Annotated in this window: 17 protein-coding genes and 2 pseudogenes; 7 read left to right on the top strand and 12 right to left on the bottom strand. The window is 72.4% G+C overall.

What is annotated here, in order from left to right; genetic code table 11:
- From ASC99_RS40840 to ASC99_RS40830, 3 genes and pseudogenes are all read right to left on the bottom strand, one after another.
- Nucleotides 1–549 (bottom strand): annotated as a pseudogene (locus tag ASC99_RS40840) (homocysteine S-methyltransferase family protein); the annotation flags it as partial.
- Nucleotide 550: 1 nt separating this feature from the next.
- Nucleotides 551–943 (bottom strand): annotated as a pseudogene (locus ASC99_RS40835) (homocysteine S-methyltransferase family protein); the annotation flags it as partial.
- Nucleotide 944: 1 nt separating this feature from the next.
- A partial coding sequence (locus ASC99_RS40830; protein WP_235583090.1) for a homocysteine S-methyltransferase family protein occupies nucleotides 945–1,304 on the bottom strand: 360 nt, incomplete at its 3' end.
- 141 nt (nucleotides 1,305–1,445) lie between these two features.
- On the opposite strand from ASC99_RS40830, the gene ASC99_RS21655 reads away from it, so the two are divergent.
- From ASC99_RS21655 to ASC99_RS21645, 3 genes are all read left to right on the top strand, one after another.
- Nucleotides 1,446–2,480 (top strand): hypothetical protein, encoded by a 1,035-nt coding sequence (locus ASC99_RS21655; RefSeq protein ID WP_057234591.1) that lies wholly within the window; start codon nucleotides 1,446–1,448, stop codon nucleotides 2,478–2,480.
- Nucleotides 2,481–2,615: 135 nt separating this feature from the next.
- On the top strand, nucleotides 2,616–3,464 hold the full coding sequence (locus tag ASC99_RS21650) for a serine/threonine protein kinase (RefSeq protein WP_082598517.1): 849 nt from the start codon (nucleotides 2,616–2,618) through the stop codon (nucleotides 3,462–3,464).
- 12 nt (nucleotides 3,465–3,476) lie between these two features.
- Nucleotides 3,477–4,946 (top strand): serine/threonine-protein kinase, encoded by a 1,470-nt coding sequence (locus ASC99_RS21645; protein WP_057234589.1) that lies wholly within the window; start codon nucleotides 3,477–3,479, stop codon nucleotides 4,944–4,946.
- A gap of 15 nt (nucleotides 4,947–4,961) precedes the next feature.
- Here the strand turns inward: ASC99_RS21645 and ASC99_RS21640 are convergent, their stop codons facing one another.
- From ASC99_RS21640 to ASC99_RS21630, 3 genes are all read right to left on the bottom strand, one after another.
- Entirely contained in the window at nucleotides 4,962–5,333 is a 372-nt protein-coding gene (locus tag ASC99_RS21640) for a hypothetical protein (RefSeq protein WP_057234587.1), read from the bottom strand.
- Between the two features lie 108 nt (nucleotides 5,334–5,441).
- Entirely contained in the window at nucleotides 5,442–6,032 is a 591-nt protein-coding gene (locus ASC99_RS21635; RefSeq protein ID WP_057234586.1) for a TetR/AcrR family transcriptional regulator, read from the bottom strand.
- Complete coding sequence (locus ASC99_RS21630; RefSeq protein WP_057234584.1) at nucleotides 6,029–6,391, bottom strand: DUF1304 domain-containing protein; 363 nt, start codon at nucleotides 6,389–6,391, stop codon at nucleotides 6,029–6,031. The genes ASC99_RS21635 and ASC99_RS21630 overlap by 4 nt, the downstream gene beginning before the upstream one ends.
- A 227-nt stretch (nucleotides 6,392–6,618) precedes the next feature.
- Between ASC99_RS21630 and ASC99_RS21625 the strand changes: the two genes are divergently transcribed.
- Nucleotides 6,619–7,566 carry a PAC2 family protein gene (locus tag ASC99_RS21625; protein ID WP_057234581.1) on the top strand — a complete coding sequence of 316 codons (948 nt, stop codon included), beginning with the start codon at nucleotides 6,619–6,621 and terminating at the stop codon, nucleotides 7,564–7,566.
- A gap of 60 nt (nucleotides 7,567–7,626) precedes the next feature.
- On the opposite strand, the gene mshC is transcribed toward ASC99_RS21625, so the two are convergent.
- The 5 genes from mshC to ASC99_RS21600 form a co-directional block, all read right to left on the bottom strand.
- Nucleotides 7,627–8,856 (bottom strand): cysteine--1-D-myo-inosityl 2-amino-2-deoxy-alpha-D-glucopyranoside ligase, encoded by a 1,230-nt coding sequence (gene mshC, locus ASC99_RS21620; protein WP_057234580.1) that lies wholly within the window; start codon nucleotides 8,854–8,856, stop codon nucleotides 7,627–7,629.
- Between the two features lie 105 nt (nucleotides 8,857–8,961).
- Nucleotides 8,962–9,807 (bottom strand): SCO1664 family protein, encoded by an 846-nt coding sequence (locus ASC99_RS21615; RefSeq protein WP_369824409.1) that lies wholly within the window; start codon nucleotides 9,805–9,807, stop codon nucleotides 8,962–8,964.
- A complete protein-coding gene (locus ASC99_RS21610) occupies nucleotides 9,804–10,373 on the bottom strand; it encodes a DUF3090 domain-containing protein (RefSeq protein ID WP_057234578.1) in 570 nt (189 codons plus the stop codon). The genes ASC99_RS21615 and ASC99_RS21610 overlap by 4 nt, the downstream gene beginning before the upstream one ends.
- Nucleotides 10,374–10,499: 126 nt before the next feature.
- The gene (locus ASC99_RS21605) at nucleotides 10,500–11,195 is read right to left on the bottom strand and encodes a histidine phosphatase family protein (RefSeq protein ID WP_057234576.1); all 696 of its coding nucleotides are present in this window, start codon (nucleotides 11,193–11,195) and stop codon (nucleotides 10,500–10,502) included.
- Nucleotides 11,196–11,311: 116 nt separating this feature from the next.
- Entirely contained in the window at nucleotides 11,312–12,529 is a 1,218-nt protein-coding gene (locus ASC99_RS21600) for an RNA-guided endonuclease TnpB family protein (RefSeq protein WP_057234574.1), read from the bottom strand.
- 152 nt (nucleotides 12,530–12,681) lie between these two features.
- On the opposite strand from ASC99_RS21600, the gene ASC99_RS21595 reads away from it, so the two are divergent.
- Nucleotides 12,682–13,662 (top strand): magnesium and cobalt transport protein CorA, encoded by a 981-nt coding sequence (locus ASC99_RS21595; RefSeq protein WP_057234572.1) that lies wholly within the window; start codon nucleotides 12,682–12,684, stop codon nucleotides 13,660–13,662.
- 38 nt (nucleotides 13,663–13,700) lie between these two features.
- On the opposite strand, the gene ASC99_RS21590 is transcribed toward ASC99_RS21595, so the two are convergent.
- Entirely contained in the window at nucleotides 13,701–14,747 is a 1,047-nt protein-coding gene (locus ASC99_RS21590; RefSeq protein ID WP_057234570.1) for an LLM class F420-dependent oxidoreductase, read from the bottom strand.
- Between the two features lie 269 nt (nucleotides 14,748–15,016).
- Between ASC99_RS21590 and ASC99_RS21585 the strand changes: the two genes are divergently transcribed.
- Together ASC99_RS21585 and ASC99_RS21580 are read left to right on the top strand one after the other, a co-directional pair.
- Complete coding sequence (locus ASC99_RS21585) at nucleotides 15,017–15,997, top strand: aldo/keto reductase (protein WP_057234568.1); 981 nt, start codon at nucleotides 15,017–15,019, stop codon at nucleotides 15,995–15,997.
- 10 nt (nucleotides 15,998–16,007) lie between these two features.
- Entirely contained in the window at nucleotides 16,008–18,008 is a 2,001-nt protein-coding gene (locus tag ASC99_RS21580; protein WP_057234566.1) for a helix-hairpin-helix domain-containing protein, read from the top strand.
- The last annotated feature ends 19 nt before the right edge of the window (nucleotides 18,009–18,027 follow it).

Below are 18,027 nucleotides of genomic sequence, written 5' to 3'. Positions count from 1 at the left end.
AGTCGCGGAACTTCTTCGACCCGTTGGCGTTGGTCCGCTCGCCGATCGCCAGGTAGGAGGTGTCCTGACGGAACGCCACCGGCTGGTACAGCGACGCCGCCGACGGCTCAGGCCGCGGATCACGCGCCGTCACCGGGCGGCCCTGCACCCGCTCCACCACCGCCCGCAGATGCTCCGGCGTCGTCCCGCAGCACCCGCCCACCAGGGACAGGCCGTACTCGCGGGTGAACGTGTCATGCGCCTCCGCCAGCTCGGCCGGGCTGAGCGGGTAGTGCGCACCGTCCTTGCCCAGCACCGGCAGACCCGCGTTCGGCATGCACGACAGGCCGATCTTCGCGTTCTTCGCCAGGTAGCGCAGGTGCTCGCTCATCTCGGCTGGGCCGGTGGCGCAGTTCAGCCCGATGTAGTCCACACCCAGCGGCTCCAGGGCGGTGAGCGCCGCACCGATCTCCGAACCCAGCAGCATCGTGCCGGTGGTCTCCACCGTCACCTGCACCAGCACCGGCAGATCCAGCCCCGCCGCCGCCAACGCCCGCTTCGAACCCAGGANCAGCATCGTGCCGGTGGTCTCCACCGTCACCTGCACCAGCACCGGCAGATCCAGCCCCGCCGCCGCCAACGCCCGCTTCGAACCCAAAATGGCGGCCTTCGTCTGCAGCAGATCCTGGCTCGTCTCCACCAGCAGCGCATCCGCACCACCCGCAATCAGACCGGCGGCGTTCTTCTGGAACCCGTCCCGCAGCAACTCGTACGGCGCATGCCCCAGCGTCGGCAGCTTCGTCCCCGGACCGATCGAACCCAGCACCCAACGCGTACGCCCGTCGGCAGCGGTGAACGCATCGGCAGCCTCACGCGCGACCCGCGCACCCGCCTCCGACAGCTCGAACACCCGCTCAGGGATGTCGTACTCCGCCAGCGCCGCGTGGTTCGCACCGAAGGTGTTNGGCCTCACGCGCGACCCGCGCACCCGCCTCCGACAGCTCGAACACCCGCTCAGGGATGTCGTACTCCGCCAGCGCCGCGTGGTTCGCACCGAAGGTGTTCGTCTCCACACAGTCCACACCCACCGCGAAATACGCGTCGTGCACCGCGCGCACGATGTCCGGGCGGGTCAGATTCAGCACCTCGTTGCAGCCCTCGAGCTGCTCGAAGTCCTCCATCGAAGGATCCTGCGCCTGCAACATGGTGCCCATCGCACCATCAGCCACCACGACGCGGCTTGCGAGAGCTTCACGCAACGCATCCGCACGAGCCTGCGCAGCGGAGGTGGTGGGTGCGGACGAGGGGACGGCGGCGGTGGCCATGTGGCTACTCCCTGGGTGCGACGGCTGTCGGCTATGCAGCCCGTCCGTGTACGGGCCGCACGCGGTCAGGGTATCCGGCTGCACGCCCAGGCCGAGAACCCGTTTCGCATCCTGAGCGTCTTCCTCCCACAAGGAGGACAGATGATCAAGAAGATCGGGCGAAGTTGGCGGGGCTGGTCGCGGTGGCGGCGGGCCGGGGTGAGCGGCCTGCTGGCCCTGGCGCTGGTGCTTCTCCCCGCCCTCGCGGCGGCTGCCGCACTGCGCTGGCAGTACTCCGGCGACCCCTCCGACCAGGCCAGGACCAGGGGCCGGGACGCGCTCTGGCTCGGCCACGCCTGGGTGGACGGACGGAAGGGGGAAGCGGACGTCGCCGCATTGACGCGGCTACTGGCCGGGACAGGTGTACGGGACCTGTACGTGCACACCGGGCCGCTCGAGCACGACGGCTCGCTGCCCGCGGACCGCTACCCGAGGGCCCGTCAGTTCCTCGCCGAGGTGCACCGGGAACTGCCCCGGGTGCGGGTGCAGTCCTGGCTGGGCGATGTGGTGCGGCCGGAGAAGGACGGCCTGGAGCTGGCCGACCCCGCCGTCCGCGGCCGGATCACCGCCGCGAGCGGGCAGGTGCTGGACCTCGGCTTCGACGGGGTGCACTACGACCTGGAGCCGATCCGCTCCGGCTCGGCCGGCTTCCTCGCGCTGCTCGACCAGGCGCACGCACTGACCGCCGCACGGGGCGTGCCGCTCTCGGTGGCGACCCCGCAGATCGACCCGTTGCCGGGCCTGCACCGGCTCTCCGCCACCGTCTTCGACCACGGCAAGTGGTGGTCGCAGGCGTACTTCGCCGAGGTCGCCCGGCGGGTCGAGCAGGTGGCGGTGATGTCGTACGACACCGGGATGCCCCTGCCGTCGCTGTACGGCGGGTACGTGGCCCAGCAGACCACGCTGGCCCTTGAGGTGACGCCGCCTCAGGTGGACCTGCTGATGGGGCTGCCCGCCTATCAGGACGACACCTTCGGCCACCGGGGATCGGCGGAGACGGTGGCGGCTGCCGTCCGGGGCGCCCGGCTCTCGCTCGACCGGTCGGCGCCGGGGCGGCAGGGCTTCGGCCTGGCGCTGTACGTCGACTTCACCGCCACCCCGGCGGACTGGGCGGCGTACCGGGCTGGTTGGAGCTGACGGCCGACCGGACCCGGCCGGTGGCAACCCGCCCTCCATCGGCCGAACGGCCGCCACCCGTACGGATGGTGACTGCCCGACAGCGGAGCGTCTATCGTGGTTCGCGCACGATCGCCGCCGGCAGGAGGAGCCCCGATGGACACGGTCATCGTCCAACTGCCACCGCGCCGGGACGAGGCCCCGTCGGAGCGGCCCCGGCTGCTGCGGATGGGGCCCGGCGAGCAGGCGGACTTCGGCCGGGGCGCGCCGGACTGTCCGGTCGCGATCGAGCTGGCCGACCAGGGTGTCTCCCGCCGGGCGGGCGAGGTGACGGCGGCCGAGGACTACTGGCGACTGTCCAACTTCAGCTCCACCGCGACGTACGTGGTGGAGAACCTGGAGGGTGCGGGCGAGCACCTCAAGGTGGCACCCGGGCGGCTGGGCGCACCTGTGCCGTTCGAGTTCGCCCGGGTCGTGCTGCCGTCGGTCGACGGGCCGAGCGACTTCAAGGTCTTCGCTCCGCAGCATGCCTATCTGGACGGGCCGCCGGACCACAAGGGCGGCGACCACACCGTCAGCCCGTTCGCCCTGGACCCGACGGCCAAGTACTTCCTGGTCCTGCTGGCGCTCTGCGAACCCCGGCTGCGCGAGCCCTCTGCGGCAGCGGTCCCCGGGGTGAACGACGTGCTGGAGCGGTTGCGACAGCACCCGGACTGCCGGCTGCTGACCCGATCCGCCGTCAACTACCACATCGACTATCTGGCCGACACCAAGCTCCGGCTCCGGGAGTGCGAGGACGGCGGGCGGACGGGCCGTAAGCGGGAGGAGCTGGTCTCGCTGGCCCTGCGCTTCGACTTGGTCCGCGAGGAACACCTCGCGCTGCTGACCGCACCGAGGGCTGCCGCAGCGGGCTCCGTACCCGTCACCGTGCCCGACACCGCACCCGACACTGCGCCCGTCACCGCGCCGAGATCCTCGCCCGTCACCGCCCGGCGCGGCTGCTGAGCCCCGGTGCCGATGGAGCCGACCGACGTCCCGACCGGCTACCTGGTGGCGGGGTACCGGATCACCGGCCTGATCGGGGCGGGCGCCTGGGGCCGGGTGTACGCGGGACGCAGCGAGGCCGACGGGAGCCCGGTGGCGGTGAAGTTCCTGCCGGCCGGGCGCCTCGCCCCCGGGCAGCGCCGGACCTTGGCGGAGCTGACCCGGCGTGAGATCCGGTTCAGCCGCCGGGCCGACCACCCGCAGCTGATCCGGACCCTGGCGGTGGTCACCGTGCGGGACCCGGACCGGCAGGCCCTGGACGGCGCCGTCGCGCTGGTGATGGAGCGGGCCGAGCGCAGCCTTCAGCAGTTGCTCCAGGACGCGGAGCCCGGCCGCCCGCTCCCCCGGGCCGGGCCGCTGCTGACCGAACTGTGCACCGGGCTGGCCCATATGCACGGCAAGGGCTGGGTGCACGGTGACCTGAAGCCGGGCAACGTGCTGCTGATGGCCGACGGCAGTGTCCGGCTGGCGGACTTCGGGCTGACCACCGAACTGGAGGGCACCCACGCCTACATCCCGCCGCTGGGCTCGCTGGACCACGTGCCACCGGAGTGGTGGTCGCAGCGCTCGGGGCCACGAGGTGTCCAACTTCGGCCCGGAGCCGACGTCTGGGCCTTCGGGGTGCTGGCCCATCAGGTGCTCAGCGGTGGGCTGCACCCCTTCCTCGGCGCGACCGCACGGGCCCGTGGGCTGGCCGCGCAGGCGTACGCCCGGGGCGTGACACCACTGCGGCTGGACGACCGGCTGCCGGCCGGGTGGCGGGCGCTGATCGCCGACTGCCTGGCGGTGGACCAGGCGGTACGACCGAATGCCGGCCGGCTGACGGCCCGACTGCGAGCTCTGCACACTCCACCCCCTCGACGACGGAACCGGATCGGCCGACTGACTGCGCTGGCGCTGCTGGCCGCAGCCCCGGCGACCGGCTGGGCCGGGCTGATCTCGGGTCCGGGGCAGGCGCCGCTGCCGCCTCCTCCCCCGGCGGTCGGCGCTCTGCCGCCGGACGCCGATGTGCCCGCCACCCTGCGCGAGCCGATCGAGCGGGCCGCCCGAGCCTGCCCCGAACCGGAGATCAGCCCGGCCCTGATCGCCGCCATGCTCAAGGCGGAGAGCGGCTTCGACCCGGCCGCCACCCGCCCCGCGACCCAGGAGTACGGCATCGCGATGTGGACGCCCTCGGTCTTCAAGGCCTGGGCGCAGGACGGCGACGGTGACGGCCGGAAGGACTACATGTCGGCACCGGACGCCATCATCACCATGGGCAACTACGTCTGCTGGCTCGACCAGCAGCTCAAGCGCCGGGGCACCGGCGGCGACCTGCGTGAGCTGGTCGCCGCCGGATACCGCACCAGTGACAAGACGGTGGCCGATGCCGGAGGCGTCCCCGAGCGCGTCCGCCCCCATGTCGACCTGGTGCTGCGCTACCTGGCGCAGTACGGCGGCTGACGAAGGGTCAACGCGTCAGCAGGTGGGCAGGCCGGGCACGGGCTGGTCGTTGCCGCCGCCGGAGAGGTAGATGACGTTGACCCAGACGCCCTTGTTGCCGCTGTCGTCGTCGGTCTTGGCGTACCACTTGTTGAAGTACGGACCGTCGGACATCGTGCTGCCGACCGCCTGGCAGTAGAAGTAGTTGGTGCCGGCATTCAGCGTGCCGGCCCGGACGTTGTGCTCCCAGAACGTCGGGGCGGTCTTCCAGACATTGCAGTTGTACCTGCCGCCGCCGATCCCGTAGCAACCGCTCGCCGCATCCGCACTGACGGCGGTGGCCCCGAGGGAGGCGACACCGAGCGCGATCGCGGCACCGGCCATGGCCAGCCTGCGCACACCGAACATGAGGGTTCTCCTTGCTGGTCGCGGCGCGGACTCTCCCGCGCCGAGACCCAGCGAACCACCGGCCCGCACCCCTCGGTACCTGACACCTGTCAGGGTCCCCCGTACTGCTCAGGCCAGGTCAAGCGGCGTGCGGTGCAGGGCGATCAGCAGCCGCCAGCTCCGGGCGGCGAGCTCCTCGGGCGTCCCGGCGATCCCGCCGTGCAACCAGTCCGCGAGCAGTCCGGTGAAGGTCGCGGCCACTGCCGTGGCCACCAGCCCGGCGTGCGGTGCACCGGCCAGCTCGCGCTCCCGCCGGCTGTACTCGCGCAGCTCACGGTGCATCAGTTCGCCCAGCGGGCCGCCGCCTTCGGGGGTGAGCAGCGCCCGGTAGAGCGGCCCGTGCCCGCCGAGCACGGTGAGGAACTCGGCCAGCGCGGGCGGTGGAGCGGCCGGGTCGGGAACCCCGCGCCAGGCGTGCAGCGCCGTCACCCCGTCCCGGACCACCTCGGCGCAGGCGTCCACCGCGAGCGCCTGCAGGTCGGGGTAGTGCACGTAGAAGGTGGCCCGGCCGACCCCGGCCCGACGGGTCAGCGCCGCGACCCCGAGCTCGGCCAGCGGCCGTTCGGCGCACTCGGCCAGCAGCGCGGCGCGCAGCCGCGCCCTGGTGCGCTCGGCCCTGGGGTCAACGGCACCCTCGCCCCCGCTCGCCCCGCCGCTCACCCGGCCACCAGCACCGCGGCCAGCGCGAGCGCCCCGGGCAGCGCCTGGGCGAACAGGATCCGCCGGTTGGCGGTGGCCGCCCCGTACAGCCCGGCGACCACCACGCAGCTCAGGAAGAACACCTGGACCCGGTACCCGGTCGGGTCGCCCGCGATCAGGCCCCAGACCAGACCGGCCGCCAGGAAGCCGTTGTACAGGCCTTGGTTGGCCGCCAGCGGCGCGGTCGCCTTGGCCATCGCGGAGTCGAATCCGGAGAGCTTGCGCCCCGGCGCGCGCTCCCAGAGGAACATCTCCAGCACCAGGATCCAGGCGTGCAACGCGGCCACCAGGCCGACCAGGACGTTCGCGGTGATCTGCATGTCTGCTCCTTCGCAATCCTTCTCGCGGGCTTCCTGGACAACTGTCCAGCATTTATGGACATCTGTCCAGTAGTGCCGATAACTGACTGTGTCCCGGCCGCCGCGCCGGGATAGGCTCGGCGCTTCCCGACGGTTCCCGGCCGACGCATCAAAGCTCGTAGGCTGGGCAGGTAGGGACCATGGAACGGACCGTTCCATGCGGAGTCAGGTCCGGAGGGAGACGCTGGGTGATCGAGCTGGAAGATGTTCCCGAGTTGATCGACCCGGTGATGGTCTGCGCGTTCGAGGGCTGGAACGACGCGGGAGACGCCGCCTCGGCGGCTGTGGGGCATCTGGACGAGACCTGGGGCGGCAAGGTGTTCGCCGCCCTCGACGCCGAGGACTACTACGACTTCCAGGTCAACCGGCCCACGGTCTGGCTGGACGGCGGGGTACGCCGGATCACCTGGCCGACCACCCGGCTGTCGGTGGTCCGGGTGACCGAACCGAAGCCGCGTGACCTGGTGCTGGTCCGGGGCATCGAGCCGAGCATGCGCTGGCGCTCGTACTGCAACGAACTGCTCGGTTTCGCCCATGAGTTGGGCGTCGAGCTGGTGGTCATCCTGGGCGCCCTGCTGGGCGACGCCCCGCACAGCAGGCCGGTGCCGGTCAGCGGGGTCACCTCGGACGCCGACCTGGCCAGGACGCTCGACCTGGAGGAGAGCCGGTACGAGGGCCCGACCGGCATCGTCGGGGTGCTCCAGGAGGCGTGTGCGCACGCCGGGGTGCCGGCCGTGACGCTCTGGGCGGCCGTGCCGCACTACGTGGCCCAGCCGCCGAACCCGAAGGCCTCGCTGGCGCTGATCAACAAGCTGGAGGACCTGCTCGACCTGCGCATCCCGCCGGGCGAGCTGACCGAGGACGCCCGGGCCTGGCAGCTCGGGGTCGACCAGCTGGCCGCCGAGGACAGCGAGGTCGCCGAGTACGTCCAGCAGCTGGAGGAGGCGCAGGACACCGCCGAGCTGCCGGAGGCCTCCGGCGATGCGATCGCCCGCGAGTTCGAGCGCTACCTGCGCCGCCGGGACAACCTGGGGCCGACGGGCGAGAAGCCGGTCTCCGGCCACGCCACCGCCGAGCGGCCGCCGACCGATCCGGAGCCGCGCACCGACAACCCGCCGGACGAACCCGAGAGCTAGCCCGGAAAGGTGAAGGGGCGTCAGCACACGTGCTGACGCCCCTTCACTCGTTCCAGCTACCTACAGCGCGACACCCAGCAGGGCGTCGACCGTCCGCGAGACCAGGCCGGGCGCACCGATGTCGGTACCGCCGTCGGCGGCCTGCCGCTCGGCCCAGCGGTCCACCGCGGCCAGCGCGGCGGGGGCGTCCAGGTCGTTCGCCAGCGCGGCCCTGACCTCGGTCAGCACGGCGTCCGCCGACGGGCCGTCAGGCCGGGAGACGGCCGCGCGCCAGCGGTCCAGCCGCTCCAGCGCGCGGTCCAGGTCGACCTTGGTCCACTCCCAGTCGCTGCGGTAGTGGTGCCCGAGCAGGGCGAGCCGGATCGCGGCCGGGTCCACGCCGTCCCGGCGCAGCGCCGAGACGAAGACCAGGTTGCCGCGCGATTTGGACATCTTCTGCCCGTCCAGCGCGACCATCCCGGCGTGCACGTAGGCCCGTGCGTACGGGTGGCTGCCGCTGGCCACCTGGGCGTGCGAGGCGCCCATCTCGTGGTGCGGGAAGGACAGGTCGCTGCCGCCACCCTGGATGTCGAACTCCATGCCCAGGTACTCCAGCGCGATCGCCACGCACTCGATGTGCCAGCCGGGCCGGCCGTGGCCGAGCTCGGTGTCCCAGGCGGGCTCGTTCGGGCGGGCGGAGAGCCAGAGCAGAGCGTCCAGCGGGTGCTTCTTGCCCGGGCGGTCCGGGTCGCCGCCGCGCTCGCCGAAGACCGGCAGCATCTCCTCCCGGGTCAGCCCGGAAACCTCGCCGAAGTGCGGGTCGGACTCGACCGAGAAGTAGATGTCGCCGTCCAGCTCGTAGGCGGCACCACTGGCCAGCAGCTTCTTGACCAGCGGGACGATCCACGGGATCGACTCGACGGCGCCGATGTAGTGCGCCGGGGGCAGCATCCGCAGCGCGGTCATGTCCTCCCGGAACAGCGCGGTCTCGCGCTCGGCCAGCACCGTCCAGTCCTGGCCGGTGGCGACCGCGCGCTCGAGCAGCGGGTCGTCCACGTCGGTCACGTTCTGCACGTACAGGACGTCGTGACCGGCGTCCTTCCAGACCCGCTGCACCAGGTCGAAGGCGTTGTACGTGGCGGCGTGACCCAGGTGGGTGGCGTCGTAGGGGGTGATCCCGCAGACGTACAGGCGGGCGGTCGGGCCCTGCGGCACGACCTCCCGGACGCTGCCCGTGGCGGTGTCGTGGATTCGTAGGGGAAGCCCCTGACCAGGCAGGGCGGGTACCTCGGAGGCGGGCCAGGAATGCATGGCACCGACTCTAACCTTGCGATCATTTGAAAGGCTAACCAGTAGGCGAGATCGGCCGGAATGAGTTTCCGACCACTCCTGATCACATCGACCGCGCGGCAGTGCTCAGACTGGTGGCCAGGGAATCGACGGCCAGTCAGGAGCTGGCAACGGGTGCTTGCCGGTCCGGCGGAGCCCGTCGACCCGGGCCCGGACGGCGGTCAGCTCGGCGGGGGTGAGATGGGGGCGCAGGCTCTCCCCCAGGGCGCCCCCGAGGTCCTCGGCCAGCGCGGCGAGCACGTCGAGCGCCTCGGCCGGCAGTGGCTCACCGGCCCAACCCCAGAGCAGCGTACGGAGTTTGGCGGGTTCCGCGAAGGTGACGCCGTGGTCGATGCCGTAGAGCCGACCGTCCGCGGCGGCGATCCAGTGGCCGCCCTTGCGGTCCGAGTTGTTGAGCACCGCGTCGAGTACCGCCAGTCGGCGCAGCCGCTCGTCGTCCCGGTGCACCAGCAGTGCGGTGCGGCCACCGCCGACGTCGGCCCGGACGATCGGCAGCCAGCCCGGCTCGGGGCCGGCCGGGTCCTGCAGGTCGATCAGGTCCTCGGCGCCCTCGTCCGGTTCCACCCAGAGCTGCACCATGCCGGGGCCGTTCGGGCCGTCCCTCAGCACGGTGGGCGGGATCAGCGCCCAACCGGTGGCGGCCGACACCAGGTACGCGGCGACCTCGCGGCCGGCCAGCGTGCCGTCGGGGTAGTCCCAGAGCGGGCGCTCTCCGGCCACCGGCTTGTAGACACACGGCGCAGTCCGGCCGTCCAGGGTGACGGTGCAGTAGAGGACGCCGTTGGAGGCGGTGGTGATCCGGCCGTGCACGGCCAGCTCGCCACCGCGCAGCAAGGCCAGCGCGGTGGTCGGATCGGCGGCCAGCTCCGCGCTCGCCGCCGGGTCCGCGACCGGTACGGTCTCCGCGTTCAGCGCCGGTACCCGTTCGCGCGGGGGCAGAGGTGGCCCTCCGGGTCGAGCGGCAGGTTGCAGAACGGGCAGGGCTTCCGGCCGGCCGCGACCAGGTCGAGGGCCCGCTTGGCGAACACCCGGGCCATCGCGCCGCTCAGCCGCACCCGGAGCAGGTCGGGCCCGTTCTCCTCGTCCTCGAAGGCGGCGGTGTCCTCCTCGCCCTGCTCCTCGGCCTCGGTCACCGCCTGCGCCTCGACCACCAGGCGCTCGTCGGTGCCGTCCCAGGCCAGGGCCATCGTGCCGACTCGGAACTCCTCCTCCAGCGGCAGGTCCAGCGGAGCGGAGTCGATCAGCTCGGCCGGGGCCACGGCCGGGATGTCCGCCTCGCCGTCGCTGCGCCGCAGCGCCTCGTCCAGCACCTGGTCGACCCGCTCGGCGAGCGCTGCCACCTGGGCCTTCTCCAGCAGCACCGAAGTGATCCGGCCACGCGCGCTGGCCTGCAGGAAGAACGCCCGGGCGCCGGGCTGGCCGACGGTGCCGACGACGAACCGCTCGGGCTGGTCGTAGAAGTGGACCTGACGGGGCACGCTCTCGCTCCGGGTTCTGATCGATCGTGGTCTCACCGGCCACCCTACGGCCTGCGCGGCCCAGTTGGGGCGTCGGTCTGGCGGGCAGAGCTCTGGAAGCAGCCACCCGGGATCAGCCGTCCTGACTCAGCGGGTGCCGGTGTCGCCGCCGATCACCGCGTCGCCCTCAGCCGCCGCCGGGGACGGCCGGGGCGCCAGCGAGGCCAGACTGCCGGTGTCGCCGACCCGCAGCACGAACGGCCGGTGCGGGGTGTAGCGGATCGCGGTGACCGAGCACGGCTCGACCGAGATCCGCTGGAAGTGGTCCAGGTGCAAACCGAGCGCGTCGGCCACCACCGCCTTGATCACGTCACCGTGCGAGCACGCCACCCAGACCGCGTCGGGACCGTGCTCGACGGCGATCTTCTCGTTCCACTCCCGGACGGCGGTGACCGTACGGTGGCTCAGTTCGCGCAGCGACTCGCCGCCCGGGAAGGCGGCGGCCGCAGCGTGGTCCTGCACGGTCCGCCAGAGCGGCTCCTTGGCCAGCTCGGCCAGCGGCCGGCCGGTCCACTCCCCGTAGTGGCACTCCCCGAGCCGCTCGTCGCTCGCCGCCGGGCCGAGCTCCGGCCGGGCCGCCAGCAGCGGCGCCAGCGTCTCGGCGCAGCGCTCCAGCGGGCTGCTCACCGCCTGTACCAGCGGGATGCCCGCCAGCCGTTCGGCCAGACCGGCCGCCTGGGCCCGGCCGGTGTCGTCGAGGTGAATGTCCGGTGTCCAACCGGCGAGCACCCCGGCCGTGTTGGCGGTGGAGCGGCCGTGGCGGACGAGCAGCAGGGTCGGCATGGAGCCAGCGTACGACCTTCACTCGATCCGGCCGGTGGGTATGGTGCCCTTTCAGGCCGCCGACCAGCAGAGTGACTCCTCCCTCGGATGGATCCGAGGACTTCTCCCGTCGGTGGCTATGCCACGTGGGGAAGGACCAGCCCGGCCCTGATGGCGACGTTCAGTGCGCCCACACGGTCGGCGTTGGCCGTGTATCCGCAGCTGACGCACTGGAACTTCTGTTGTGTGGGGCGGTTCTCCGCGCTCACGTGCCCGCAATGTCGGCGGGGGCACGTGCGGGAGCTGTTGCGAGGGTCTACCGGGATCAGCCCGCGACCGGCGCTTTCAGCCTTGTACGCGAGGATGCCCAGAAACACCCCCCAACCCGCGTCGAGAACGCTCTTGTTCAGCCCTGCCTTGGCGGTGGAACCGTTCGACAAGAAGCCGCTGTAACGCTCTGGGTCGGGTTTGGGCTTGGATGCTCGAACCATGTTCGCGATGCTCAGGCGCTCATGGGCGATCACATCGTATGAGGCGAGCATCGTGTTCGCGGTCTTGTGTGCATGATCGACCCGCTGACGCCGCACCCTGCGATGCAGCACGGCAACCTTCTCCACCGCCCGGCGGTGCCTTGCGGATCGCTTGTCCCGCCGGACTTTCGGGAACGACTTCAGGGCGCGCTGCGCGCGGGCGAGGGCGTCGGCACTGCGCTTGCCGTGCCGCGGGTTCGGGACGTGCTCACCCTCGGAGGTGGTGAGGAAGTGGACCACGCCCATGTCAATGCCGCACGTGGCCCCGGTCGCGAGGAGTGGTTCGGCTGGTACGTCGTCACAGGAGAGGATGACGTACCACCGTCGTCCCTCGCGCTTGACGCTGACCGTCTTCACCCGACCCTTGACCGGCCGGTGCTGATGTACCCGGACATGCCCGACTCCCTGGAGGCGGACGCGGGTCACCGGGTCCTGCGGGGTGGAGTCCCACCGGCAGCCGTCCCCGTCCTTCGGGAACTCCACGGTGTCGAACCAGGACGTCCCGCGAAAACGCGGATACCCCGGCGTCTCCCCGGACCTGACCCGGCGGAAGAATGCGGCGAATGCCTTGTCCAGACGGCGTAGCGTCGCCTGCTGGGACGAGAACGACCAGCGGCCCTGACGTTCCGGGTCGAAGGCCCGGATCTCCTTGAGCTGCGCCGACTGCGTCCCATATTTGACGCTGGTCTTCGACGGATGCCGGTAGGCGTCCCGGCGTTCCTGCAACGCCCCGTTGTAGAGGGAACAGTGATCAGCCAGCATCTCGGTGAGGACGCGCGTCTGACACTCCGTGGGTCTGAGCAGGAACTTGTACGCTCTGCGCATGGCCGATACGCCCCCTCCCGGAAACGCGCACGACTCTACCGAGCGTCACTGACAACCCGACAGACCCCGGGGTTCCGCGCCTACAGTCCGAAGAGGAAACTCCTCCCACTGGATGACGTCGGTCGTCCCTTCGAGAAGGTCTGATAGGTCGCATGATCGTCGACAGCGCCATATACCGTGGCGGCCATCGCAGCGAGGGCCCCGAGGACTACTCGGACGCCCTGGCCGTCGCCCGGCAGGAGGGCGATGCCTTCGTCTGGCTCGGCGTGGTCGAGCCGACCGGCGAGGAACTCGACCTGGTCAGCGAGGAGTTCGGGCTGCACCCGCTGGCCGTCGAGGACGCGGTGTCGGCGCACCAGCGGCCCAAGGTGGAGCGGTATCCCGACTCGCTTTTCGTGGTGCTCAAGACCCTCGGCTACCAGTCCGAGGGACATGCGGTCAGCACCGGCGAGCTGATGCTCTTCCTCGGCGACAGCTACGCGATGACGGTCCGGCACGGCACCGACAGTCCGCTGGCCGGGCTGCGGGCCGCCATGGAGGAGCAGCCGGAGCTGCTCCTCCAGGGCCCGGCCGCCGTGCTCTACGCGGTCGCCGACCTGGTGGTGGACCAGTACCTGGAGGTCGCGGCCGCACTCCAGACCGACCTGGACGACCTGGAGGCGGAGGTGTTCGCGCCCGGGCGCCCGGCCCGCGGGCTGGCCGAGCGGATCTACGCCTTCAAACGTCAGGTGACGGCGGTCCGCAAGTGCACAGGGCCGCTCCAGGAGCCGCTGTTCCGGCTGGCCGACGGCTCCCTCCAGGCCGTGCCGGAGAAGCTCCGCCCCTACCTCCGGGACGTGGCCGACCACCTGGCCCGGGTCAACGAGCAGGTCGAGGCACTGGACCGGCTGCTCTCGGACATCCTGAACGCCAACCTGGCCCAGGTGAGCGTGCAGCAGAACAACGACATGCGGAAGATCTCGGCCTGGGCGGCCCTGGCCGCGGTGCCGACGATGATCGCGGGCGTGTACGGGATGAACTTCGAGCACATGTGGGAGCTGCGCCAGCCCTGGGGCTACCCGGCGGCGGTCGCCGTGATGGTGACGCTCTGTCTGATCCTGCACCGGGTCTTCAAGCGCAGCGGCTGGCTCTGACCAAAAGGCCGACAAGCCGACCGCTGCGCCCGGAGAACCTAGGCCAGCCCCGCGCGCTCCAGCGCCTCGACGCCGGTGCGCAGCGCGGTGATCCGCTCCTCCAGGGTGAAGCCGGCCGGCGCCAGCGTCAGCGTGGTGACGCCCGCGTCGGCGTACGCCTGCATCCGGTCGGCGATCCGCTCGGTGGTGCCGAGCAGCGCGGTGGAGTCGATCAGGTCGTGCGGGACGGCGGCGGCGGCACCCGCGTAGTCCTTGGCGAGGTACTTCTCCTGGATCTCGTCGGCGGCCTGCTCGTAGCCCATCCGGCGGGTGAGCTGGTTGTAGAAGTTCTTGTCCTTGCTGCCCATCCCGCCGATGTACAGCGCGGCGTACGGCCGCTGGACGTCGGCGGCGGCCTTGACGTCCTCGCCGACCGAGATGGTGACGGTCGGGCAGAGGTCGAAGCCGTCCAGGGTCTGCCCGGCCTTGGCCCGGCCGGCCCGGAGCGGGTCGATGGAGAGCGCGGCGTGCTCGGGCGCGAAGAAGATGCCGAGCCAGCCGTCGGCGATCTCGCCGGTCTGCTCCAGGTTCTTCGGGCCGATCGCGGCGATGTAGAGCGGGATGTGCTCGCGGACCGGATGCACCGTCAGCTTGATCGGCTTGCCCGGGCCGCCCGGCAGCGGCAGCGTCCAGTTCGCGCCCTCGTGCACAAGCCGCTCGCGGGACATCGCCTTGCGGATGATCTCCACGTACTCGCGGGTGCGGGCCAGCGGCTTGTCGAACTTGACGCCGTACCAGCCCTCGGAGACCTGCGGCCCCGAGACGCCCAGGCCGAGCCGGAACCGGCCGCCGGAGAGGGTGTCCAGGGTGGCGGCGGTCATCGCGGTCATCGCCGGGGTGCGGGCCGGGATCTGGAAGATGGCCGAACCGACGTCGATCCGCTCGGTCTTCGCCGCGACGTACGCGAGCACGGTGGCGGCGTCGGACCCGTACGCCTCGGCGGCCCAGCAGACCGAGTAGCCGAGCCGGTCGGCCTCCTGCGCGACGGCGACGTTGTCGGCGTCCATGCCGAGTCCCCAGTAGCCGAGGTTGATGCCGAGTCGCATGTGGAAGCCTTCCGGGTCGTGGTCACCGTGGGGGTGATCCCCCCACGGAGGTCGTCGCACGCGTGGTCACCGCTCGTTCGGGAGCGTATCGGTGGCCGGGCGGCCATGCTACCGGCCAGTAGATGTGTGCCGCGTCACACTACGGGCGCAGCCGGACCGACCGTCCTGCGGGTCGGCGTGGCGCGCCGCGCCCGGGCCGCTACGCTCTGCCGACAGGGGGAGGCACCTCCCCCACCTGCGTGTCTGCCGGCCGACGGAGGTTCTGCCCGATGGAGAAGCGTCACCTGGGACGGACCGGGCTGCGGGTCTCCAGACTCGGCCTCGGCACCATGACCTGGGGACGGGACACCGACGAGCACGACGCCGCCGAGCAGCTCAAGACCTTCGTCGACGCGGGCGGCACCCTGCTGGACACCGCCGACGTCTACGCCGACGGCGGCGCGGAGTACCTGATCTCCCGCCTGACGGACAGTCTGATCCCCCGCTCCGAACTGGTCATCGCCACCAAGGCGGGCAGCGTCCCGGACTCCGACCGCCGCTTCGACACCTCGCGCGGCAGCCTGCTCTCCGCCCTGGACGGCTCGCTGCGCCGGCTCGGCACCGACTATGTGGACCTCTGGCAGGTGCACGCCTTCGACCCGGCCACCCCCGACGAGGAGACCCTGTACGCGCTCGACCTGGCGGTGGCCAGCGGCCGGGCCCGGTACGTCGGCGTCTCCAACTACTCGGGCTGGCAGCTCGCCAAGGCCGCCGCCTGGCAGCGCGCGCACCCCGGGCGGGTGCCGCTGGCCGGGACGCAGATGGAGTACTCGCTGCTCCAGCGCGGCATCGAACGCGAGGTGGTGCCCGCCGCACTCGACGCGGGCGTCGGCCTGATCGCCTCCTCGCCGCTCGGCCGGGGCGTGCTCACCGGCAAGTACCGGCACGCCGTACCGCCCGAGTCGCGCGGCGCCTCGCCGTACCTCTCCGGCTTCGTGCAGCCCTACCTCGGCGACCGGTTCCGGCGGATCGTGGACGCCCTCGCCACCGCCGCCGACGGACTGGCCAGCAGCCCGCTCGCGGTCGCACTGTCCTGGGTCCGCGACCGGCCGGGCGTAGCGAGCGCGCTGATCGGGGCCCGGACGGCCGGTCAGCTGCGGTCTGCGCTGTCGGTGGAGGCGCTTACGCTTCCGGATGAGATCCGCGGTGCGCTGGACGACGTTTCGGCCCCGGTGCACCGCTACCCGGACCAAGGCTGGACGGAGCTGTAGGAGCGAAGTGATGGGCGACGTGGAGGAAGTACAGAACGTGGCCGAGGGCGCTCCGGAGGTCGTGACTGCGGCTCAGGACGTTTCCGGGCAGGCCGTGACCGCGGCTCAGCAGCCGGACGCGGTGGCCGCGTTGGCGGAGGCGATCCGTACCGCAGGGGCAGCCGCCCCTGCCGTGGACGGGCAGCGCGAGCAGGCGCTGCGCGACACCGCCGAGGTGCTCGCCGCCGGTGGTGCGCCGGCCGAGTTCGCCACCGCCGCGGTGGCCCTGCTCGGTGACGGTGCGGCAGCCGCGCTCCGCGAGGACCCGTGGGCCGTGCTCGCCCTGCCCGGCGTCCGGCCCGACCAGGCGGACGGCTTCGCCCGGGGGCTGCTCGGCGCCGAGGCCGGTCCCGGCGACCCGAGGCGGGCGCAGGCGCTGGTGCCGTGGGTGCTGGAGCAGGCCGCGCTGCGCGGGCACTCCGCGATGGAGATCGGCGAGGTGGCGGCGGGGCTGGAGAAGCTCGGGCTGCCGGACGCCGCCGCCGCGCTCCAGGAGGTCGTGGTGGACGGCCGGGTGATGGCCTTTCAGGAGGAGCTCCCCGGCCACCGCCCCTCGGACGACGAGGAGGACGAGCCCCCGATGCGGACGTTGCTCGCCCTCGAACGGCTGGCGCTGGCGGAGGAGAGCCTCGCCGACGGTCTCGTCCGGGTGATGTCCACCTTCGTCCCGGGTACGGACGATGACGCCGAAGCCGCCGAGCCCGCCGAAGCCGCAGAATCCGCCGAGGACACTGCGGACGGTGACACCCCGCCCGCCCAGCCCGGCCCGACCGCCTGGGAGGCGGCCGCCGTCGCCGCGCCGTCCTCCTCCGCCACCGCGCTGGTCCGGGCGGTGGCCGAGAGCGCCGTGGTGCTGCACACCGGCGGCGAGGCCGCCCGTGCGGAGCCCGCCGCGCTGCTCACCGCCGCCCGGGGCCTCGGGCTGCGCGCCTGGGCCGCGACCTGGACGGCCGAGGGCCGGGACAGCCTCCGGGCCGCCACCGACGCGTCCGAAGTAGCCGTCCTGGCCGACCTGTTGACCGGTACAGCCCCTGCAGCCGGTGCCGCCGGTACGGTGGGCCCCGGCCGGGCCCCCGACGGCTCGCTCGCGCTCGACCTGCTGATCGTGCTGGACGCCCCGCTGCTCGACGTCGAGCTCGCCGCCACCCTGCTGGAGGCCCTCGCCGACGGCACCCGGCTGGTGCTCAGCGGCGACCCGGGCCAGCTCTGGTCCGCCGGGGCAGGACGGTTCTTCGCCGATCTGCTGGCCGCCAAGGTCTGCCCGGCCGTGGCCTCCCGGACGCCCGACTTCGGCCCGATCGGCGAGCTGGTCTCCGGCATCGGGGTCGGCGAGCTGCAGCCGGTCGAGGCGCCGGACAAGGAGGTGGTGATCCTCACCGCCAAGGACGGCGCCGAGGCGGTGCACCGCGCGGTGCAGCTGCTCACCGACTCCATCCCGCGCGCCCTCGGCATCCCCGCCGAGCAGGTGGTGCTGCTGACGCCGGGCCACGGCGGCAGCGCGGGCACCAGGGCGCTGAACGCGGCGGCCAAAGCCCGGCTCAACCCCGGCCCCGGCCGGTTCGGCGGCTTCGACCCGGGCGACCGGGTGGTGCACTCGCCCGCCCTCGGCGTGGTCCGGCTCGGCCGGGTGCTGGACGGCGACGCCGCCGGGCTGCACCTGGAGCTGACCGACGGCTCCCGGCTCACCCTCTCGCCCGCCCAGGCCGCCGGGCTGCGGCAYGGCTGGGCGCTGAYCGGCCATCAGGCGGTCGGCCGGCGCTGGCCCGGCGTGGTCGTCGTGCTGCCGGAGGACGCGGCGGCCGGGCTGACCAGGCAGTGGGTGTACACGGCCTTCGGCCGGGCGGAGCGCCACCTGTCCGTGGTGCACGCGGCGGGCCAGGCCCTGCCGCAGGCGGTCGCCGAGCGCACCGCACAGCCGCGCACCACCCGGCTCCGGGCCATCCTGGCGGAGCAGGCCGAGCAGTCGTACTGACCCGTCCACCGGCACAGCG

It is taken from the genome of Kitasatospora sp. Root107 (assembly GCF_001424875.1).
In the GTDB taxonomy this organism is placed as follows: domain Bacteria; phylum Actinomycetota; class Actinomycetes; order Streptomycetales; family Streptomycetaceae; genus Kitasatospora.
This window is presented reverse-complemented; position numbering and strand designations above follow the sequence as displayed.

Bases quoted from the DNA above. Each gene is read 5' to 3' on its own strand.
- ASC99_RS21630 (WP_057234584.1), bottom strand. From the start codon at position 6,391: ATGCAGATCACCGCGAACGTCCTGGTCGGCCTGGTGGCCGCGTTGCAC.
- ASC99_RS21640 (WP_057234587.1), bottom strand. From the start codon at position 5,333: ATGTTCGGTGTGCGCAGGCTGGCCATGGCCGGTGCCGCGATCGCGCTC.
- ASC99_RS21600 (WP_057234574.1), bottom strand. From the start codon at position 12,529: ATGCGCAGAGCGTACAAGTTCCTGCTCAGACCCACGGAGTGTCAGACG.
- mshC (WP_057234580.1), bottom strand. From the start codon at position 8,856: ATGCATTCCTGGCCCGCCTCCGAGGTACCCGCCCTGCCTGGTCAGGGG.
- ASC99_RS21595 (WP_057234572.1), top strand. From the start codon at position 12,682: ATGATCGTCGACAGCGCCATATACCGTGGCGGCCATCGCAGCGAGGGC.
- ASC99_RS21585 (WP_057234568.1), top strand. From the start codon at position 15,017: ATGGAGAAGCGTCACCTGGGACGGACCGGGCTGCGGGTCTCCAGACTC.
- ASC99_RS21650 (WP_082598517.1), top strand. From the start codon at position 2,616: ATGGACACGGTCATCGTCCAACTGCCACCGCGCCGGGACGAGGCCCCG.
- ASC99_RS21655 (WP_057234591.1), top strand. From the start codon at position 1,446: ATGATCAAGAAGATCGGGCGAAGTTGGCGGGGCTGGTCGCGGTGGCGG.
- ASC99_RS21645 (WP_057234589.1), top strand. From the start codon at position 3,477: ATGGAGCCGACCGACGTCCCGACCGGCTACCTGGTGGCGGGGTACCGG.
- ASC99_RS21605 (WP_057234576.1), bottom strand. From the start codon at position 11,195: ATGCCGACCCTGCTGCTCGTCCGCCACGGCCGCTCCACCGCCAACACG.
- ASC99_RS21590 (WP_057234570.1), bottom strand. From the start codon at position 14,747: ATGCGACTCGGCATCAACCTCGGCTACTGGGGACTCGGCATGGACGCC.